The organism is Photorhabdus heterorhabditis, from assembly GCF_018448905.1.
Taxonomy (GTDB): domain Bacteria; phylum Pseudomonadota; class Gammaproteobacteria; order Enterobacterales; family Enterobacteriaceae; genus Photorhabdus; species Photorhabdus heterorhabditis.
Map to the genome: position 1 here is coordinate 1 of NZ_RCWA01000008.1, position 15404 is coordinate 15404.

A 15404-nucleotide genomic window follows, 5' to 3' on the forward strand; every position below is an offset into this window, starting at 1 on the left:
ACGCCCGGTGTGAACGGAAGGCATCAGTTGTCGTAGGAATGTGGTCATAATAGAAGTTCTGAATTTGGAATGGGAACCAAGATATTAACTGATAAGGGATAACTTTTGCGACACCCTCGCACTGGGCGAGGGTTTACGGCGTTTTTCGCTAAGCGATATTTCAATGGAATTGAATCAGATTACAAAGGAAGCATAAACCATCACTTAAACATCCTGCGCAAATAATAAGTTATTCTCCTGAATCCACCATTACGCACCCTCCCGATCAGAATCCCCAGCAACGTATAAACCACGCCAAGGATCAGCATCATGGCAATATCTCCCAATACATTCTGTAATGGCAGCCCCATTTGGTTAACACCTGCAATCGCTTTTGTCGCCCAAGTAGACGGTAAAGCAAAAGAGATTGCCCTTACCCAATCAGGCATTGCCTGTACCGGCCAAATGGTGCCGGAAATATAGAATACCGGCGTTGTAAGAAGAGAGAGCGTTAAATAGATCATTTCTACGCTGCGCATACATTCTGTCACCAGTTTCCCCAATCCAAACACCGACAACATAAACAGGAAAGTCAGCATTAATAACAGAGGAATAGACGCTTCCTGACGGTATCCCAATACCCACGGCCAAAGAACAAAAAATATGATGGAGAGAAAAAGCCAGATGGGTAATAGCGCCGATAATGCCCCTAAATAGACGGGTAATGGTGGTTTACCTTTCGGCGTACTACGCATCGTAATACTAACCCGCACACAAGATATCAGCAAGGAGTGTTGCAACAACATCACCAACAAACCAGGAAAGGTAATTGCAGCAAAGCTAACACCTGGGTTGAACAACCCAACAGTTTCACTACGAATTGGCATCAGTAATAGCTTTACCTGTTCAGGACTGAAACCATATTTCAGTAGTAATTTGCTGTTATATTCACTCAGCAATTGCCGGTGGGCTGAGGTCAACTCTTGTTGAATTTGTCCATTGGCAAGACGGCTTGTTGCATCTCCATAAATCGGGAAGGTGATATTTTTTCCAGTAAGGATATTTTTCTCCAGATCCGCCGGTATGATGATGATCGCAAAAATTTCACGTAATAGCAGATCGCGACGGGCATCCGCCAGATTGTCATAGCTGTAGGCAGCAATTTTAGCCGTGGAATTAAGCTGACGTATCAGAGCACGACTGGCGAAGCTGTGATCCTGATCGATCACGGCAACGGGTAGATCCCATACTGTTGGCCGAACATACACCAAACTCATCAGACACAGGGAAGCCAGCATCAACATCCACATAGGTTTTTCCAGCATTCCCATTAACACCCGGCGAAAAGTCTGCCAATACATCCGCATCATTCACCACCTTGTGGCAGTCTAAGCCGTTTCAATAACCGGTTACGCACTAGCAGGGAACAAACGAGCGGATAAATCAGTAACGAAGCACAAACAGATAAAATACCCAGTAAAGAAACCTCACGCAGAAAAATATCAAACATTGCATTCAAGGCGTGGGTCAAAGGCTCAAGATTGGCAATTATCCTCGCCGGCAATATCATTGATAATTCGGGTACTGACATACCTGAAAAGGTCATCGCGATACTTACCAGCACCCCAATCAGGCTATAAGCTGTCAATGCGCTATTGGTGAAAGTAAATAGCAACAGACCAATACTTTGAGCGGCAATCACATAGAAGAAACCTACTATCACCATATATATTGGATTACCATTCACTTTTGCATCAAATACTCCAATCAGCGCCGCCAGTTCTACAATTAACAACAGAGTAAAAAACAGGGTATAAGGCGCCAGTTTTCCCAACAAGGCGAAGGTAAACGGTTTCATTGTCATCAGCGTACTGCTACGGGCCATACTGTAAATCGTACAAGTCACAACAAAAAGCTGTAACAAATGGATAGTGGCCGCAAACTGCTGATAATAAATGTAACTACCACTGGCATTGAAAAGACTGTCATAAGCGAGTGTGACATTGGCTAACGGAGGTAACTGGCGCCCCATCTCCGCTGCCAGTACGGAACGGTATTTCGCATTAATCTCCGCCATTACTCCACTGAAATCCTGAATAGAATAACTTCCGGCACCATAAAACAATGCGTTGTAATACATACGAACTGTTGGCTGGTACCCCTGGAGAGCATCAGCCTCAAAATCATTCGGGATATAAAGCAGAGAGTAATCCTTAGCGTTGCCAAGCCGTTCAAGAGATTCATGCAATCCACCATCGTAGGATTTAATCTGCGCATGAGAAGCGGCATCTAGGTTACGGATCAAACTACGTGACAATGGACTATGATCATTATCTACCACCGATACTGGCAAATTGAGCAACGTCCCTTCTGAGAAATTAGCGCTGATCAGCACAAATAGCATCAAAGGGAATAGCCAGCTTAGCCAGTGAAAAACCGGACTAAGGATCGTAGCCCGAATCTCTTGACTAAAAGCGCGTTCGAAACTACGCCATGCAACTTTGCTTCGCATCAATCACCTATTCATCCCAACGCCACAAGGCACTCATGCCAGGACGCAAACCTTCAATAGGCTGTACGGGATACAAGCGAACTTCAAAAGTTCTTAAATCGAAATCACCAGTCGCACGAGTTGCTCGTTTGGTCGCATAATCTCCCATCGAGGAGATATAACGAACTTCTGCTTCAATCTCTTTATCTCCCAACGCCGGAACACGAAGTTTGAATTTATCCCCTTTATGTACTTTTGCCAGAATATCTTCCCGCAGGTTATAAACAAAATAAGCTTCTGGTACACGGACTAACGTCACCAGCGGGCTGTTGGCATTAAATAATTCACCCACTTCTGCCGGAATCGGCCCAACTTCACCCTCGACTGGCGCTTTAACCTGTAAATCATCCTTCTGGGTTTGTAACTCAATGAGTTGCTGTTCAGCCTGACGCAGAGCCGCCGCATATTTCTGGCGTAGCTCAATCCTGTCACCATGCACACCTTCATCTAACGCGGCTTTTGCTCCCTGCATTTTTTGATAGGCAACATCCCTGTTTCTGCGGGCGTTATCCAGTTCATTTGGTGAAACGTAGCCTTTAGATGCGATGTTCTGGATACGGTTATATTCACGTATCGCATTATCATATTCAGCCTGAGCTTGCGCTAAAACCGCCTCCAAATTTCGAATACTTTCTTCACGCGTACCATGCAAAGATTGCTCTAACTGGGCCTTAGCCTGATCACGGACAGCTTCCAATGAAGCGACTTGAGCCAGTAACTCAGGGCTTTCAAGTGTGATCAGGAGCTGACCGATTTTAACATCATCTCCCCGCTCGACATGACGTTCAATCACCCGGCCCTTGGCTTTGGATGCCACAATCACTTCCGGCGCATCAACTTCACCTTGCAACAACAAATATTGGTTATGAGAACGAAATAACACAGCCATTGCTGTGAGCAGAATAACCAGTAAGATCGTAAAAAGTGTTCTTTTTTTCATTATGTCTTACACACCCAAAATTGCTCAATCTGAAACTAATAGCATCTTCACATTATTCTATAGAAAATTTCTTATATATTTGTGCGTATAATTACTGGCAGAAAGAATAAGTCTTTATAATAGTGTAGTGGTTTATGATTCTTGTCAAATATTGCTCTACTTAAACCAAATTGTTAATAATATCATTAACGATTTCTGTAAACTGGTAGCACTAACAATCTTCCCAGAAAGCCTATGTACGAATTTAACCTCGTGTTGTTATTACTACAGCAGATGTGTGTCTATTTAGTCATTGCCTGGCTGCTAAGTAAAACACCCCTATTTATTCCACTCTTACAAGTCACGGTGCGCTTACCTCACAAGTTATTATGCTACGTCATTTTTTCCATTTTCTGCATTATGGGAACTTACTTTGGTCTACACGTAGGTGATTCAATCGCCAATACCCGTGCTATTGGTGCTGTCCTTGGCGGACTGTTAGGCGGGCCAGGCGTTGGCGCGCTGGTTGGGTTAACAGGTGGGCTACACCGTTATTCTCTTGGTGGGATGACTGCTTTCAGCTGTATGATATCAACAATTGTTGAAGGTTTGATCGGTGGGGTCATTCACAGTTACCTAATAAGGCGTGGTCAAATAAATCGGCTGATTAATCCCTGGACCGCCGCTGTCGTAACGTTTTGTGCTGAAATGATACAAATGGGAATTTTACTCTTACTTGCCCGTCCATACAGTGAAGCATTAGCGTTAGTCAAAAATATCGCCGCCCCAATGATGGTCACCAATAGTATCGGCTCAGCAATGTTCATACGTATTCTGCTCGACCGGCGCGCTATATTTGAAAAGTATACCAGTGCATTTTCTGCTCAGGCACTGAAAATTGCTGTCTATACTGAAGGTATTCTGCGGAAAGGATTTAATGAAAATAACAGTATGCGAGTAGCAAAAGTTATTTATCAGCAATTGGAAATTAGCGCAGTTGCCATTACAGATAGGGAAAAACTGCTGGCATTTATTGGTATCGGTTCAGATCACCATCTTCCCGGAACACCTATTGCCTCAGCGCTATCCCGTCGGGCAATTGAAAATAACGAAGTAGTTTATGCCGACGGCAATGAAATACCTTACCGCTGTTCAATCAACCCAACCTGCAAACTAGGCTCTACCTTGGTCATTCCACTACGGGGAGAAAATCAACAAGTGATCGGAACGATTAAACTTTACGAAGCTAAAAATCGTCTGTTCAGCTCAATCAACCGAACTCTAGGAGAAGGTATTGCCAGCCTACTATCTGCCCAAATCCTCGCCGGACAATATGAACGGAATAAACAATCACTTCTCCAATCAGAAATTAAGTTGCTTCACGCGCAAGTGAACCCTCACTTTTTATTCAATGCCCTAAATACACTGCAAGCCGTGATCCGCCGGGACAGTCATCAAGCCGGTCAGTTAGTTCAATATCTCTCAACCTTCTTCCGTAAGAATTTGAAACGATCGGAAAAAATTGTCAGCCTGACTGATGAAATAGAACATGTGAATGCTTACTTACAAATTGAGAAAGCTCGATTTCGTGATCATCTGCAAATACATATTGAACTGCCGGATGCTCTACTTCACGCCAAACTACCGGCTTTTTCTCTCCAGCCGATAGTAGAAAATGCCATCAAACACGGCACATCACAATTGCTGGAAACCGGCAGAATTACTATTCGTGCTCATCAGCAGGATCAATTGCTGATACTGGAAGTGGAAGATAATGCGGGTCTTTATAAACCCGCTTCCATAGGGGATGGATTAGGCATGAGTTTGGTAGATAAACGGCTGCGACTTCGCTATGGTGAAAATTATGGAGTGCAAATAGATTGCCAGCCAGAACAATCTACCCGCGTAATTTTATGCTTACCACTAGAATACAGAGGCTGATCAAACTGTGTGAATATGAATATATTAATTGTTGATGACGAACCGCTAGCGCGAGAGAATCTGCGTTGTTTGCTAGAAGAAGAGCAAGATATCCAAATTATTGGCGAATGCCCCAACGCCATTGAAGCTATTGGTGCCATCCATCGTCTAAAGCCAGATGTTGTGTTTTTGGATATCCAGATGCCACGTATTACCGGATTAGAAATGGTTGGGATGCTCGATCCAGAACATCGTCCCAATATTGTTTTCCTGACGGCATTTGATGAATACGCAATACAGGCGTTTGAAGAGCACGCATTCGATTATTTGTTAAAACCACTGGAAAAAAACCGGCTGACCAAAACCTTACAACGATTACGCCAAGGGTATCAGAAACAGGATATTTCAGTACTAAAAGCCGAAGAGCCTTTGAAATATATTCCATGCACAGGACACAGCAGAATCTGGCTTGTTCAACTGGATGAAATACTTTATGTCACCTCCCGCCCAAGCGGAGTCTATGTTATGTGTACCAGCGGACAAGAAGGATTTACTGAACTGACTCTTCGCACACTGGAGACCCGTACTCCACTGATGAGAAATCATCGTCAATATTTGGTCAATATGTCCCATCTGCGTGAAATCCTGTTTGGTGATAATGGACAAGCTGAACTGGTGTTACGTAATGGTAAAACTATTCCTGTTAGTCGCCGCTATTTGAAACCGCTCAAAGAAGCGTTAGGGTTGAAGTAATGCGTGATATTCATCACATTTTTAGCAGGTTAGTGAATTTTTGCCGACCACTTACCTGCTAAATCTAACCACTTAACTCGCCATATAACCACTCACACACTCACACCCCTATTAGCTTTCTTTACCTGTGACAAGATAGGCGTAAAAACTTATCGATCTCACTCAGGAGAAAAGAAATGCAACACGCTCTCACATTTATTATTGCGACGTTGTGTATCCTGGTTATCTGCTACCGCTTGTACGGTGTATTTTTCGTTAAAAAAGTACTGAAAGCTGATGACAGTGAAGTTACACCTTCGCATTTACTGGAAGATGGCAAAAATTATGTACCCACAAAGAAATGGGTCAATTTCGGCAGCCACTTCGCTGCAATTGCGGCGGCAGGTCCGTTGGTCGGCCCCGTATTAGCAGCTCAGTACGGTTATCTGCCCAGCATGTTATGGCTATTAATCGGCTGTGTCATTGGCGGTGCGGTACATGATACCGTTATTCTGTTCGCTTCAATGAAACATAGCGGCAAATCTCTGTCAGAAGTTACCAAAGCAGAGCTTGGCCCGATCGCTGGCTGGTGTACCGGTCTTGCTATGTTGTTCATTATCACTATCACTATGTCAGGTCTTTGCATGGTGGTAGTTCACGCTCTAGAACGTAACCCCTGGGGTACATTTGCAGTACTTATGACCATTCCGGTAGCGATTGGTGTCGGTCTTTGGGAACGCTTTACCGGTAATATGCGGGGTGCAACCTGGGTAGGTATTATCACCATTATGGTATGCGTGATCGCCGGTCCTTACATTCAGACATCCGCTTTCGGTGAATGGTTAAGTCTGCGTACATCAACCGTCAGCATGGCATTACCAATCTACGCATTCTTTGCAACTGCTCTGCCAGTATGGATGCTACTGACTCCACGAGGCTATCTTTCCAGCTTTATGAAAATCGGTGTATTCGGTGCGTTGGTTATAGGTGTGATCTTTATTAACCCAGAGATACAATTCCCAGCAGTCACTGAATTTATTCATGGCAATGGCCCTGTACTGGCAGGTCCAGTATGGCCGTTTATCTCTATCACTATCGCTTGTGGTGCAATTTCTGGTTTCCACGCATTTATCGGCTCTGGTACAACGCCCAAACAGATCGATAAATGGAGTGATATCCTGCCAGTTGGCTTCGGTGCAATGCTAGCAGAATGTGTCGTTGGTGTAATGGCACTGATCGCTGCCACTTCCCTGTATCCTGCTGACTACTTCGCGATTAATGCCTCTCCAGAAGTCTTTGCCACATTAGGTATGGATGTTGTCCACCTACCCGCACTGAGTCAGGAAATCGGCCTCGATCTGAATGGCCGTACGGGTGGTGCAGTAACGCTGGCAGTGGGTATGGCTGATATATTCACTCGTATTCCTTGGTTCAACCAGTTAACGTCCTACTTCTTCCAGTTCGTTGTCATGTTCGAAGCGGTATTTATCCTGACAGCTGTTGACTCTGGTACACGTGTTGCCCGTTACCTGCTACAAGATTTCCTAGGTGATATCTGGGCACCTCTGAAACGCATCGACTGGTTACCAGGTTCCATTGGTTGCAGTATTGTCGCCTGTTTACTGTGGGGCTACCTATTGAATTCCGGCGATATCAACTCAGTCTGGGCGCTATTCGGTGTATCCAATCAGCTAATGGCGTCTATCGGTTTGATGATTGGCGCAACAATTATTCTGCGCCTGTCTGAAAAACGCTGGTATATGCTGACTTGCCTGATACCACTTGCTTACCTGTACGTTACCGTGAACTACGCTGCTTACTGGATGGTGAAACATGTTTACTTCAACTCCGCCGCAAAAGGTTTCAACATCTTCAACGGTACTATTTCCATTGTGATGGTTATCCTTGGCGCCGTAATTCTGGTTTCTTCTATTATGCAATGGCTGAAACTGTGGCGCACACGCAGCGTAAGCAATCCAGTTAAGGTACTAAGCAATTGATCTATTCCATAGATCAAAAACGGCTCCTGTAAAAAGGAGCCGTTTTATCACTTAAATATCAGTCAATTACTGCGCGTTACTATTGCTATAACGGCGGCGTGGAGCAGCAGATGGACCATGGTCATCACTACGGCCACGGAAACTACTACGGCTTTGGCCTTCACCACCGCGACCTTCACCACTGCGGCGCTCGCCACTGAAGCGACGACCACCACCAAAGTTTTCACGATCACGGCGAGGGCCGTTACCGTTACCATTACCGTTATTACGACCACCACCACGACGCTCCCGGCGTTCAAATGGCTGTGCATCACCCAATAACTGCATATTCATTGGCTTATTTAGAATGCGGGTACGGGTAAAGTGAGACAGCAAGTCGCCAGGCATACCTTTTGGTAGCTCAATAGTAGAGTGAGTTGCAAACAGTTTGATATTACCAATATAACGGCTACTGATATCACCCTCATTAGCAATCGCACCAACGATATGGCGAACTTCAACACCATCATCACGGCCCACTTCAATACGGTACAACTCCATTTCACCAACATCACGGCGTTCACGACGAGGACGATCACCGCCACGTTCGCCACGATCATCAAAGCTATTACGACGACGATCATCACGTTCGTTGAATTCACGGCGAGGACGACGAACCGGATCTGGTGGCAGAATCAACGGACGTTCACCCTGTGCCATTTTCAATAATGCTGCCGCCAGCGTTTCTATATCCAGATCTTCCGCCGGTTGCAATTTAGACAATAGAATACGGTACTGGTCCAGATCGCTACTTTCCAATTGCTGCTGTACATTAGCTGCAAATTTCTCCAAACGACGCTGACTCAACAACTCAGCATTTGGCAATTCAACTTCTGGAATAGTCAACTTCATTGTACGTTCAACGTTACGTAACAAGCGGCGTTCACGGTTTTCTACAAACAACAACGCACGACCAGCACGCCCCGCACGACCAGTACGACCAATACGGTGAACATAAGATTCTGCATCCATTGGAATATCATAGTTAACAACCAAGCTGATACGTTCTACATCCAAGCCACGCGCAGCAACATCAGTTGCAATCAAAATATCCAAACGCCCATCTTTCAAGCGTTCCAGAGTCTGTTCACGCAGAGCCTGGTTCATGTCGCCGTTCAAGGCTGCGCTGTTGTAACCATTACGCTCCAGTGCTTCTGCCACTTCCAGAGTTGCGTTTTTGGTACGCACGAAAATAATCGCAGCATCAAAATCTTCAGCCTCAAGGAAACGCACCAGTGCTTCATTTTTACGCATACCGTAAACAGACCAGTAACTCTGGCTGATATCAGGACGAGTAGTTACGCTAGCCTGAATACGCACTTCCTGCGGATCATTCATAAAACGGCGAGTAATACGGCGGATAGCTTCTGGCATAGTTGCAGAGAACAACGCAGTTTGGTGCTCAGCCGGAATTTGACTCATGATGTTTTCAACATCTTCGATAAAGCCCATGCGCAGCATTTCGTCAGCTTCATCCAAAACCAAGCCGCTCAGGTTAGACAGATCTAAAGTACCACGCTTCAGATGGTCCAAAAGACGACCTGGTGTACCCACAACAATTTGTGGTCCCTGACGCAAAGCGCGTAATTGAACGTCATAACGTTGTCCACCATATAGTGCAACAACATTCACATTACGCATATGTTTAGAAAAATCTGCGCATGCTTCAGCTACCTGTACCGCCAGTTCACGGGTCGGTGCCAGCACAAGGATCTGCGGAGCTTTCAGCTCAGCATTAATGTTATGCAATAAGGGCAAGCTAAATGCTGCCGTTTTACCACTACCAGTCTGTGCCATACCCAGCACATCACGACCGTTTAATAAGTGAGGAATACATTGTTGCTGAATTGGAGATGGCTTTTCATAGCCAAGATCTTCCAGTGCAGAAAGAATAGGTGCTGATAAACCCAGATCAGCAAAAGAGATTTCAGTCTCAGTGGTCATGTAATGGTGCCTCATTAGTTATGGCGGCCAGTCTACATAACGCATCGAAAAGAATTTCGGTCATTTTCATTTAAAATGTGAACTGGCTCAAAGTATGTAATTAAACGAACAAATAAGCCCTCATCGGTCAAGATGATGGACTTTGTTAATCGATCTCGAAAAATGTTCGTCAGCTATTGCTGGTCCGATTCTGATAGGTCGTCTTGTTCCTGGCCTAACAGCGCCAACTCCAACAATGCATAGCGGTGCTCAACAAAGTTATGTGCATTATTAGCTACCGTCAGCTTGAATAACGCAGATGCGCTATCCTTGTCCCCCAGACTTAGGTAATGTTTACCTAAATAGAAGTCAGTTTCACTGAGATGCTCAGCGAGCGAAGTGTTATCCGTTGCATTCTCTTTTAAGCGATCCATCAATGTATATTCACTGATTTTACCTAAGTAGAATTCAACTATATTCCAGCCCCATTGCCCCCGGTTCGCTTTTTCGTAGTGTTGCGACAAATTTACCATCGCTCCTTTAGGATAAAATTCTTTTTCCACTAGGTACAACCACAACGAACGAAAAGGATCATTTGGATCGTCTTGATAAAACGCCTGCAGATCATCCTGCGCTAACTTATACCGGCCACCGTAATACAACGCGATGCCGCGGTTCAGACGCGCGTAATTGTAAGTTGGATCAAGCTCTAATACAGAATCAAACGCTTCATAGGCGGCATCAAAATTGCCAGCCTGCGTAAAGTAAATCCCCAGATAATTAAAAATCTCTGGAATATTAGGGCGAATAGATAAGGCAATAGAAAAATCATTCCGTGCCAAAGCCCTCAGCCCGAGACTATCATACAGCACACCTCTCTCATATAAAAGCTGTGCGTACTCATCTTCTGTCAATGACCGACTCGCGAGAATCTGTTCCATACGAGCCAGAATAACTTCCTGCTGCAATGAAGGTTGTAACGGAATAGCAAAAACTTCGTTTTTACGCCAATCCTTGCTGCTGCATCCTGTTAAAATAAGTATTGCTACAGCATAACACCAGCGCAGAAAAAAATTCATTTCCTACTCCCGAAAGTCAGACATTGATAAGAATGACCTATCACCCATCTTGCATTTATTGGGCCTCCTGCCCTCGAGTCTATTAAACGGCGCTTTTTTACAAGACACCGTTTATGACATCAAATTTATTCTGCTGATTGTGGTACCTGTGATGCTTCCTCAACAGTTGTACCCGCTGTTGCTTCTTTAATGCTCAAACGAACACGGCCCTGGCGATCAACTTCTAGTACTTTAACTGATACTTCCTGACCTAGCTGCAAATAATCAGCCACTTTCTCAACACGTTTATCCGCAATCTGAGAAATATGTACCAGACCTTCTTTACCACCACCGATAGCAACAAATGCGCCGAAATCAACGATACGGGTTACTTTACCAGCGTAAACACGCCCAACTTCAATCTCCGCAGTAATTTCTTCAATACGACTGATTGCATGTTTTGCTTTTTCGCCATCAGTTGCAGCAATCTTCACTGTTCCATCATCTTCGATTTCAATAGTAGTACCGGTTTCTTCAGTCAGCGCACGGATAACTGAGCCTCCTTTACCGATAACATCTTTGATCTTGTCAGGATTAATCTTGATAGTGTGAATGCGTGGTGCAAATTCAGAAATATCATTACGTGGGCAATGAATTGCCTGCTCCATTACACTCAGGATATGCAAACGTGCACCTTTTGCTTGATTCAGAGCAACTTGCATAATTTCGCGAGTGATACCTTCAATTTTGATATCCATTTGCAGAGCACTAACACCTTCACGGCTACCTGCTACTTTAAAGTCCATGTCTCCCAAATGATCTTCATCACCCAGAATGTCAGACAGAACAACAAAGTTATCCCCTTCTTTCACCAGCCCCATTGCAATACCAGCAACAGCAGCTTTAATCGGTACACCTGCGTCCATCAGTGCAAGAGATGCACCACAAACAGATGCCATTGAAGATGAGCCGTTTGATTCAGTAATTTCAGAAACTACACGAACAGTATATGGGAATTCATTAGCTTTCGGCATGACTGCCAATACACCACGTTTAGCCAGACGGCCGTGACCAATTTCACGACGTTTTGGCGAACCAATCATACCCGTCTCACCAACAGAGTATGGAGGGAAGTTATAGTGCAGCAGGAAGCGATCTGTGCGTTCACCCATCAGCTCATCAATGATTTGTGCATCACGTTCTGTACCCAAAGTCGCAGTAACCAAAGCCTGAGTTTCACCACGAGTAAACAGTGCAGAACCGTGGGTACGAGGCAGAACACCAGTACGTACGTCCAACGCACGAATCATATCCTTTTCACGACCATCAATACGTGGTTCACCACGTAAAACACGACTGCGAACAACATTTTTCTCTAAGCTACCCAAAATCTCATGGATTTCGGCTTCATCCAGAGTTTCATCCTGTTCCAACAATGCTGCTGAAACTTCATCTTTGATAGCATCAACTTGAGCATAACGCTCTTGTTTCTCAGTGATACGATAAGCATCACCCAGACGGCTTTCTGCCAATGCGGCGACCCGATCATGTAATTCTTGGTTAACAGGTTCTGGTGCCCAATCCCATTTTTCTTTGCCCGCTTCCGCAACCAATGCATTAATGTTATCAATAACCACCTGTTGTTGATCATGACCAAACACCACCGCGCCCAGCATTTGCTCTTCAGTTAACAGATCCGCTTCAGATTCAACCATCAGTACAGCGCCAGCAGTACCTGAAACCACGAGATCCAAACGGCTATTTTTCAGCTCATCACTAGTTGGGTTCAGTATATATTGATCATTGATATAACCAACACGAGCAGCGCCAATTGGACCATTGAATGGAATACCAGAAAGTGCTAGTGCAGCAGAAGCACCAATCATTGCAACAATATCAGGATTAACTTGTGGATTAACAGAAACAACAGTTGCTACAATCTGAACCTCGTTCAGGAAACCTTCTGGGAATAGAGGGCGCAGAGGACGATCAATCAAACGAGCTACCAGCGTTTCACCTTCTCCCGGGCGGCCTTCGCGACGGAAAAAACTACCTGGAATACGGCCAGCAGCGTAAGTACGCTCCTGATAGTTAACAGTCAGTGGAAAGAAATCCTGACCAGCTTTTACTTTCTTCTGACCAACAACAGTTACGAATACAGCAGTGTCATCCATATTTACCATAACAGCAGCTGTGGCCTGGCGAGCCATCATACCTGTTTCGATAGTAACGGTATGTTGACCATATTGAAATTTACGAACAATCGGACTCAGCAAAATAATATCCTTTCGTTAACATTGCCTTTTATATTCAGCAGGCAACAATGAATGATCTCTTCATGCCACATCCTCGCGACTAATGACAGCTCTTACTCCATTAAAAACTCTCATTAGCCGCGCGAACCTCTGTAACCGAAGAGCCTTACCAAAAACCACCATCAGCATTCTTATACTGTTACATAATGATGGCTTTTCAGAAGAAAAGGGGCCATATATGGCCCCTTTCCGCTGAAACTTGCTTGATTAGCGACGCAGGCCGAGACGCCCAATCAGCGCAGTGTAACTTGTTACATTTTTACGCTTCAGATAGTCCAGCAATTTGCGGCGCTGAGAAACCATGCGCAGCAGACCACGACGGCTGTGGTGATCTTTTTTATGCTCTGAGAAATGGCCCTGCAAGTGATTAATCTGCGCAGTCAGCAGAGCAACCTGTACTTCACTAGAACCACTGTCATTCGCATCACGACCAAATTCCGCAATAATTTGCGCTTTTGCTTCAGTACTTAGAGACATATTATAACTCCAAAAAAATATATAAATTAAAATCACGGGTGCCGATCTCTAATTCAGCCGCCCAACATATAGCTGCGCCATTCTACGCCGCAAATAAGTTAAGCGCAAGATGACCCCAAATACCCTAGTCCCTGATTTCAACAACCAAACGACGGGGAGCAACAAGCCCATCATCATTAATAGCAGCAATGCCGATGAATTTCCGCTCATCACCTTCAGTTACGCGTACCATACTTTCAACCAGTGCCAAAGATTTGGCACTTCGCACTGCTTGGCCTTGTTTAAAATAAGACGCAACGACTGGAAGTAAATTAACTTCTGGAAAATGAGCAACTGCACTATCCATTGGCAATAACAATGGATCAATTAATTCGCCCACAGGTATTTCCCGATCTTCGGCCTGCTTTTGCAATTCATATAATTGCTCAAGTGTCACCATTCGATCATTTGGGTAATTCGCTACCTGCAAACGGCGTAAATAAATAACGTGAGCACCACAACCTAATAACTCGCCTAAGTCATCAATAATGGTACGAATATAAGTTCCTTTCGAGCAGTGTATCTCCAATTCCAGCTCATCCTCTTCCCAACGGATAAACTGTAATTCATAAACCGTAATTGGCCGAGCTTCTCGTTCTACGTCAATACCCTGACGGGCATATTCATACAATGGTTTTCCCTGATGTTTCAGTGCAGAATACATGGAGGGAATTTGCATGGTATTACCACGGAATTTATTCAAAGCATCATCAAGCTGAGCTTGATCTAGCTGAATTGCTCTCTCACTAATGATCTGCCCATGTGAATCAGATGTGTCAGTTCGCTGACCAAGACGGGCCACTACCCGGTAACGCTTATCGGAATCAAGTAAGAACTGGGAGAATTTAGTCGCTTCACCGAGACAAACCGGTAGCATACCCGTTGCCAATGGGTCCAACGCACCAGTGTGGCCAGCTTTGCTGGCATTAAAAATACGTTTTACTTTTTGCAGTGCATCATTAGAAGAAATATCTTGCGGCTTATCCAGTAACAGCACACCATGTATATCACGACCGCGACGACGACGCCCCATTAGTTCTCCTCTTTGCGATCCGCAGAAGCCCGACGTTGTTCATCATCCTTCACGACATTAGTAACCAGATTAGACATTCTCATCCCCTCTACCAAGGAATTGTCATAGGAAAATGTCAATTCCGGTACAACACGCAAACGCATTGCTTTACCCAACAGAGAACGTATAAAACCAGATGCTTCATTCAATGCCTTAATACCATTTTTCACCACATCAGAATCATGCTCTTCAGTTAGCACATTTAGAAAAGTGACGAAAACTTTGGCATAAGCTAAATCACGTGAAACTTCAACACCAGAAACAGTTGCCATACCGATCCTTGGATCTTTTACTTCTCGCTGCAAAATGATGGCAATTTCTTTTTGCATTTCCTGTGCAACACGCTGAGTACGACTGAATTCTCTTGCCATTTTGTTGTA

The 15404-nt window shown here is 44.6% G+C and carries 13 protein-coding genes; 3 read left to right on the plus strand and 10 right to left on the minus strand.

Going from position 1 to position 15404, the window contains the following annotated elements; translation table 11 throughout:
* Window positions 1-200: 200 nt before the first annotated feature.
* From EAE89_RS06820 to EAE89_RS06830, 3 genes are read right to left on the minus strand one after another with little or no spacing between them, the layout of a single operon-like run.
* Window positions 201-1346: an ABC transporter permease gene (locus EAE89_RS06820; protein WP_214085590.1), complete on the minus strand. Its 1146-nt coding sequence runs from the start codon at window positions 1344-1346 to the stop codon at window positions 201-203.
* A complete protein-coding gene (locus tag EAE89_RS06825) occupies window positions 1346-2491 on the minus strand; it encodes an ABC transporter permease (protein WP_214085591.1) in 1146 nt (381 codons plus the stop codon). Before EAE89_RS06825 ends, EAE89_RS06820 begins: the two co-directional genes overlap by 1 nt.
* Window positions 2492-2498: 7 nt before the next feature.
* Window positions 2499-3470 carry an HlyD family secretion protein gene (locus EAE89_RS06830; protein WP_214085592.1) on the minus strand — a complete coding sequence of 324 codons (972 nt, stop codon included), beginning with the start codon at window positions 3468-3470 and terminating at the stop codon, window positions 2499-2501.
* A 234-nt stretch (window positions 3471-3704) separates the two neighbouring features.
* Between EAE89_RS06830 and EAE89_RS06835 the strand changes: the two genes are divergently transcribed.
* The 3 genes from EAE89_RS06835 (at window position 3705) to EAE89_RS06845 (ending at window position 8101) form a co-directional block, all read left to right on the plus strand.
* Window positions 3705-5390, plus strand: a complete 1686-nt coding sequence (locus tag EAE89_RS06835) for a sensor histidine kinase (protein ID WP_054480205.1) — start codon at window positions 3705-3707, stop codon at window positions 5388-5390.
* A 15-nt stretch (window positions 5391-5405) separates the two neighbouring features.
* Window positions 5406-6122: a two-component system response regulator BtsR gene (btsR, locus tag EAE89_RS06840; RefSeq protein WP_054480206.1), complete on the plus strand. Its 717-nt coding sequence runs from the start codon at window positions 5406-5408 to the stop codon at window positions 6120-6122.
* 176 nt (window positions 6123-6298) lie between these two features.
* Window positions 6299-8101: a carbon starvation CstA family protein gene (locus tag EAE89_RS06845; protein WP_054480207.1), complete on the plus strand. Its 1803-nt coding sequence runs from the start codon at window positions 6299-6301 to the stop codon at window positions 8099-8101.
* A 66-nt stretch (window positions 8102-8167) separates the two neighbouring features.
* On the opposite strand, the gene EAE89_RS06850 is transcribed toward EAE89_RS06845, so the two are convergent.
* The 7 genes from EAE89_RS06850 to rbfA all read right to left on the minus strand — a co-directional run bounded on the left by EAE89_RS06850 (window position 8168) and on the right by rbfA (window position 15395).
* A complete protein-coding gene (locus tag EAE89_RS06850) occupies window positions 8168-10084 on the minus strand; it encodes a DEAD/DEAH family ATP-dependent RNA helicase (RefSeq protein WP_054480208.1) in 1917 nt (638 codons plus the stop codon).
* Window positions 10074-10154 (minus strand): protein YrbN, encoded by an 81-nt coding sequence (gene yrbN / locus EAE89_RS24350; protein WP_110882688.1) that lies wholly within the window; start codon window positions 10152-10154, stop codon window positions 10074-10076. Before yrbN ends, EAE89_RS06850 begins: the two co-directional genes overlap by 11 nt.
* Window positions 10155-10257: 103 nt before the next feature.
* A complete protein-coding gene (gene nlpI / locus EAE89_RS06860) occupies window positions 10258-11142 on the minus strand; it encodes a lipoprotein NlpI (protein WP_054480209.1) in 885 nt (294 codons plus the stop codon).
* Window positions 11143-11267: 125 nt separating this feature from the next.
* Window positions 11268-13397, minus strand: a complete 2130-nt coding sequence (pnp, locus tag EAE89_RS06865) for a polyribonucleotide nucleotidyltransferase (protein WP_149617247.1) — start codon at window positions 13395-13397, stop codon at window positions 11268-11270.
* A gap of 246 nt (window positions 13398-13643) precedes the next feature.
* Entirely contained in the window at window positions 13644-13913 is a 270-nt protein-coding gene (gene rpsO, locus EAE89_RS06870) for a 30S ribosomal protein S15 (RefSeq protein WP_021323310.1), read from the minus strand.
* 124 nt (window positions 13914-14037) lie between these two features.
* On the minus strand, window positions 14038-14985 hold the full coding sequence (gene truB / locus EAE89_RS06875) for a tRNA pseudouridine(55) synthase TruB (protein ID WP_214085593.1): 948 nt from the start codon (window positions 14983-14985) through the stop codon (window positions 14038-14040).
* Complete coding sequence (rbfA, locus tag EAE89_RS06880) at window positions 14985-15395, minus strand: 30S ribosome-binding factor RbfA (protein WP_054480212.1); 411 nt, start codon at window positions 15393-15395, stop codon at window positions 14985-14987. The genes truB and rbfA overlap by 1 nt, the downstream gene beginning before the upstream one ends.
* Window positions 15396-15404: the final 9 nt, after the last annotated feature.

Bases quoted from the DNA above. Each gene is read 5' to 3' on its own strand.
- EAE89_RS06820 (WP_214085590.1), bottom strand. From the start codon at position 1,346: ATGCGGATGTATTGGCAGACTTTTCGCCGGGTGTTAATGGGAATGCTG.
- EAE89_RS06825 (WP_214085591.1), bottom strand. From the start codon at position 2,491: ATGCGAAGCAAAGTTGCATGGCGTAGTTTCGAACGCGCTTTTAGTCAA.
- EAE89_RS06830 (WP_214085592.1), bottom strand. From the start codon at position 3,470: ATGAAAAAAAGAACACTTTTTACGATCTTACTGGTTATTCTGCTCACA.
- EAE89_RS06835 (WP_054480205.1), top strand. From the start codon at position 3,705: ATGTACGAATTTAACCTCGTGTTGTTATTACTACAGCAGATGTGTGTC.
- btsR (WP_054480206.1), top strand. From the start codon at position 5,406: ATGAATATATTAATTGTTGATGACGAACCGCTAGCGCGAGAGAATCTG.
- EAE89_RS06845 (WP_054480207.1), top strand. From the start codon at position 6,299: ATGCAACACGCTCTCACATTTATTATTGCGACGTTGTGTATCCTGGTT.
- EAE89_RS06850 (WP_054480208.1), bottom strand. From the start codon at position 10,084: ATGACCACTGAGACTGAAATCTCTTTTGCTGATCTGGGTTTATCAGCA.
- yrbN (WP_110882688.1), bottom strand. From the start codon at position 10,154: ATGAAAATGACCGAAATTCTTTTCGATGCGTTATGTAGACTGGCCGCC.
- nlpI (WP_054480209.1), bottom strand. From the start codon at position 11,142: ATGAATTTTTTTCTGCGCTGGTGTTATGCTGTAGCAATACTTATTTTA.
- rpsO (WP_021323310.1), bottom strand. From the start codon at position 13,913: ATGTCTCTAAGTACTGAAGCAAAAGCGCAAATTATTGCGGAATTTGGT.
- truB (WP_214085593.1), bottom strand. From the start codon at position 14,985: ATGGGGCGTCGTCGTCGCGGTCGTGATATACATGGTGTGCTGTTACTG.
- rbfA (WP_054480212.1), bottom strand. From the start codon at position 15,395: ATGGCAAGAGAATTCAGTCGTACTCAGCGTGTTGCACAGGAAATGCAA.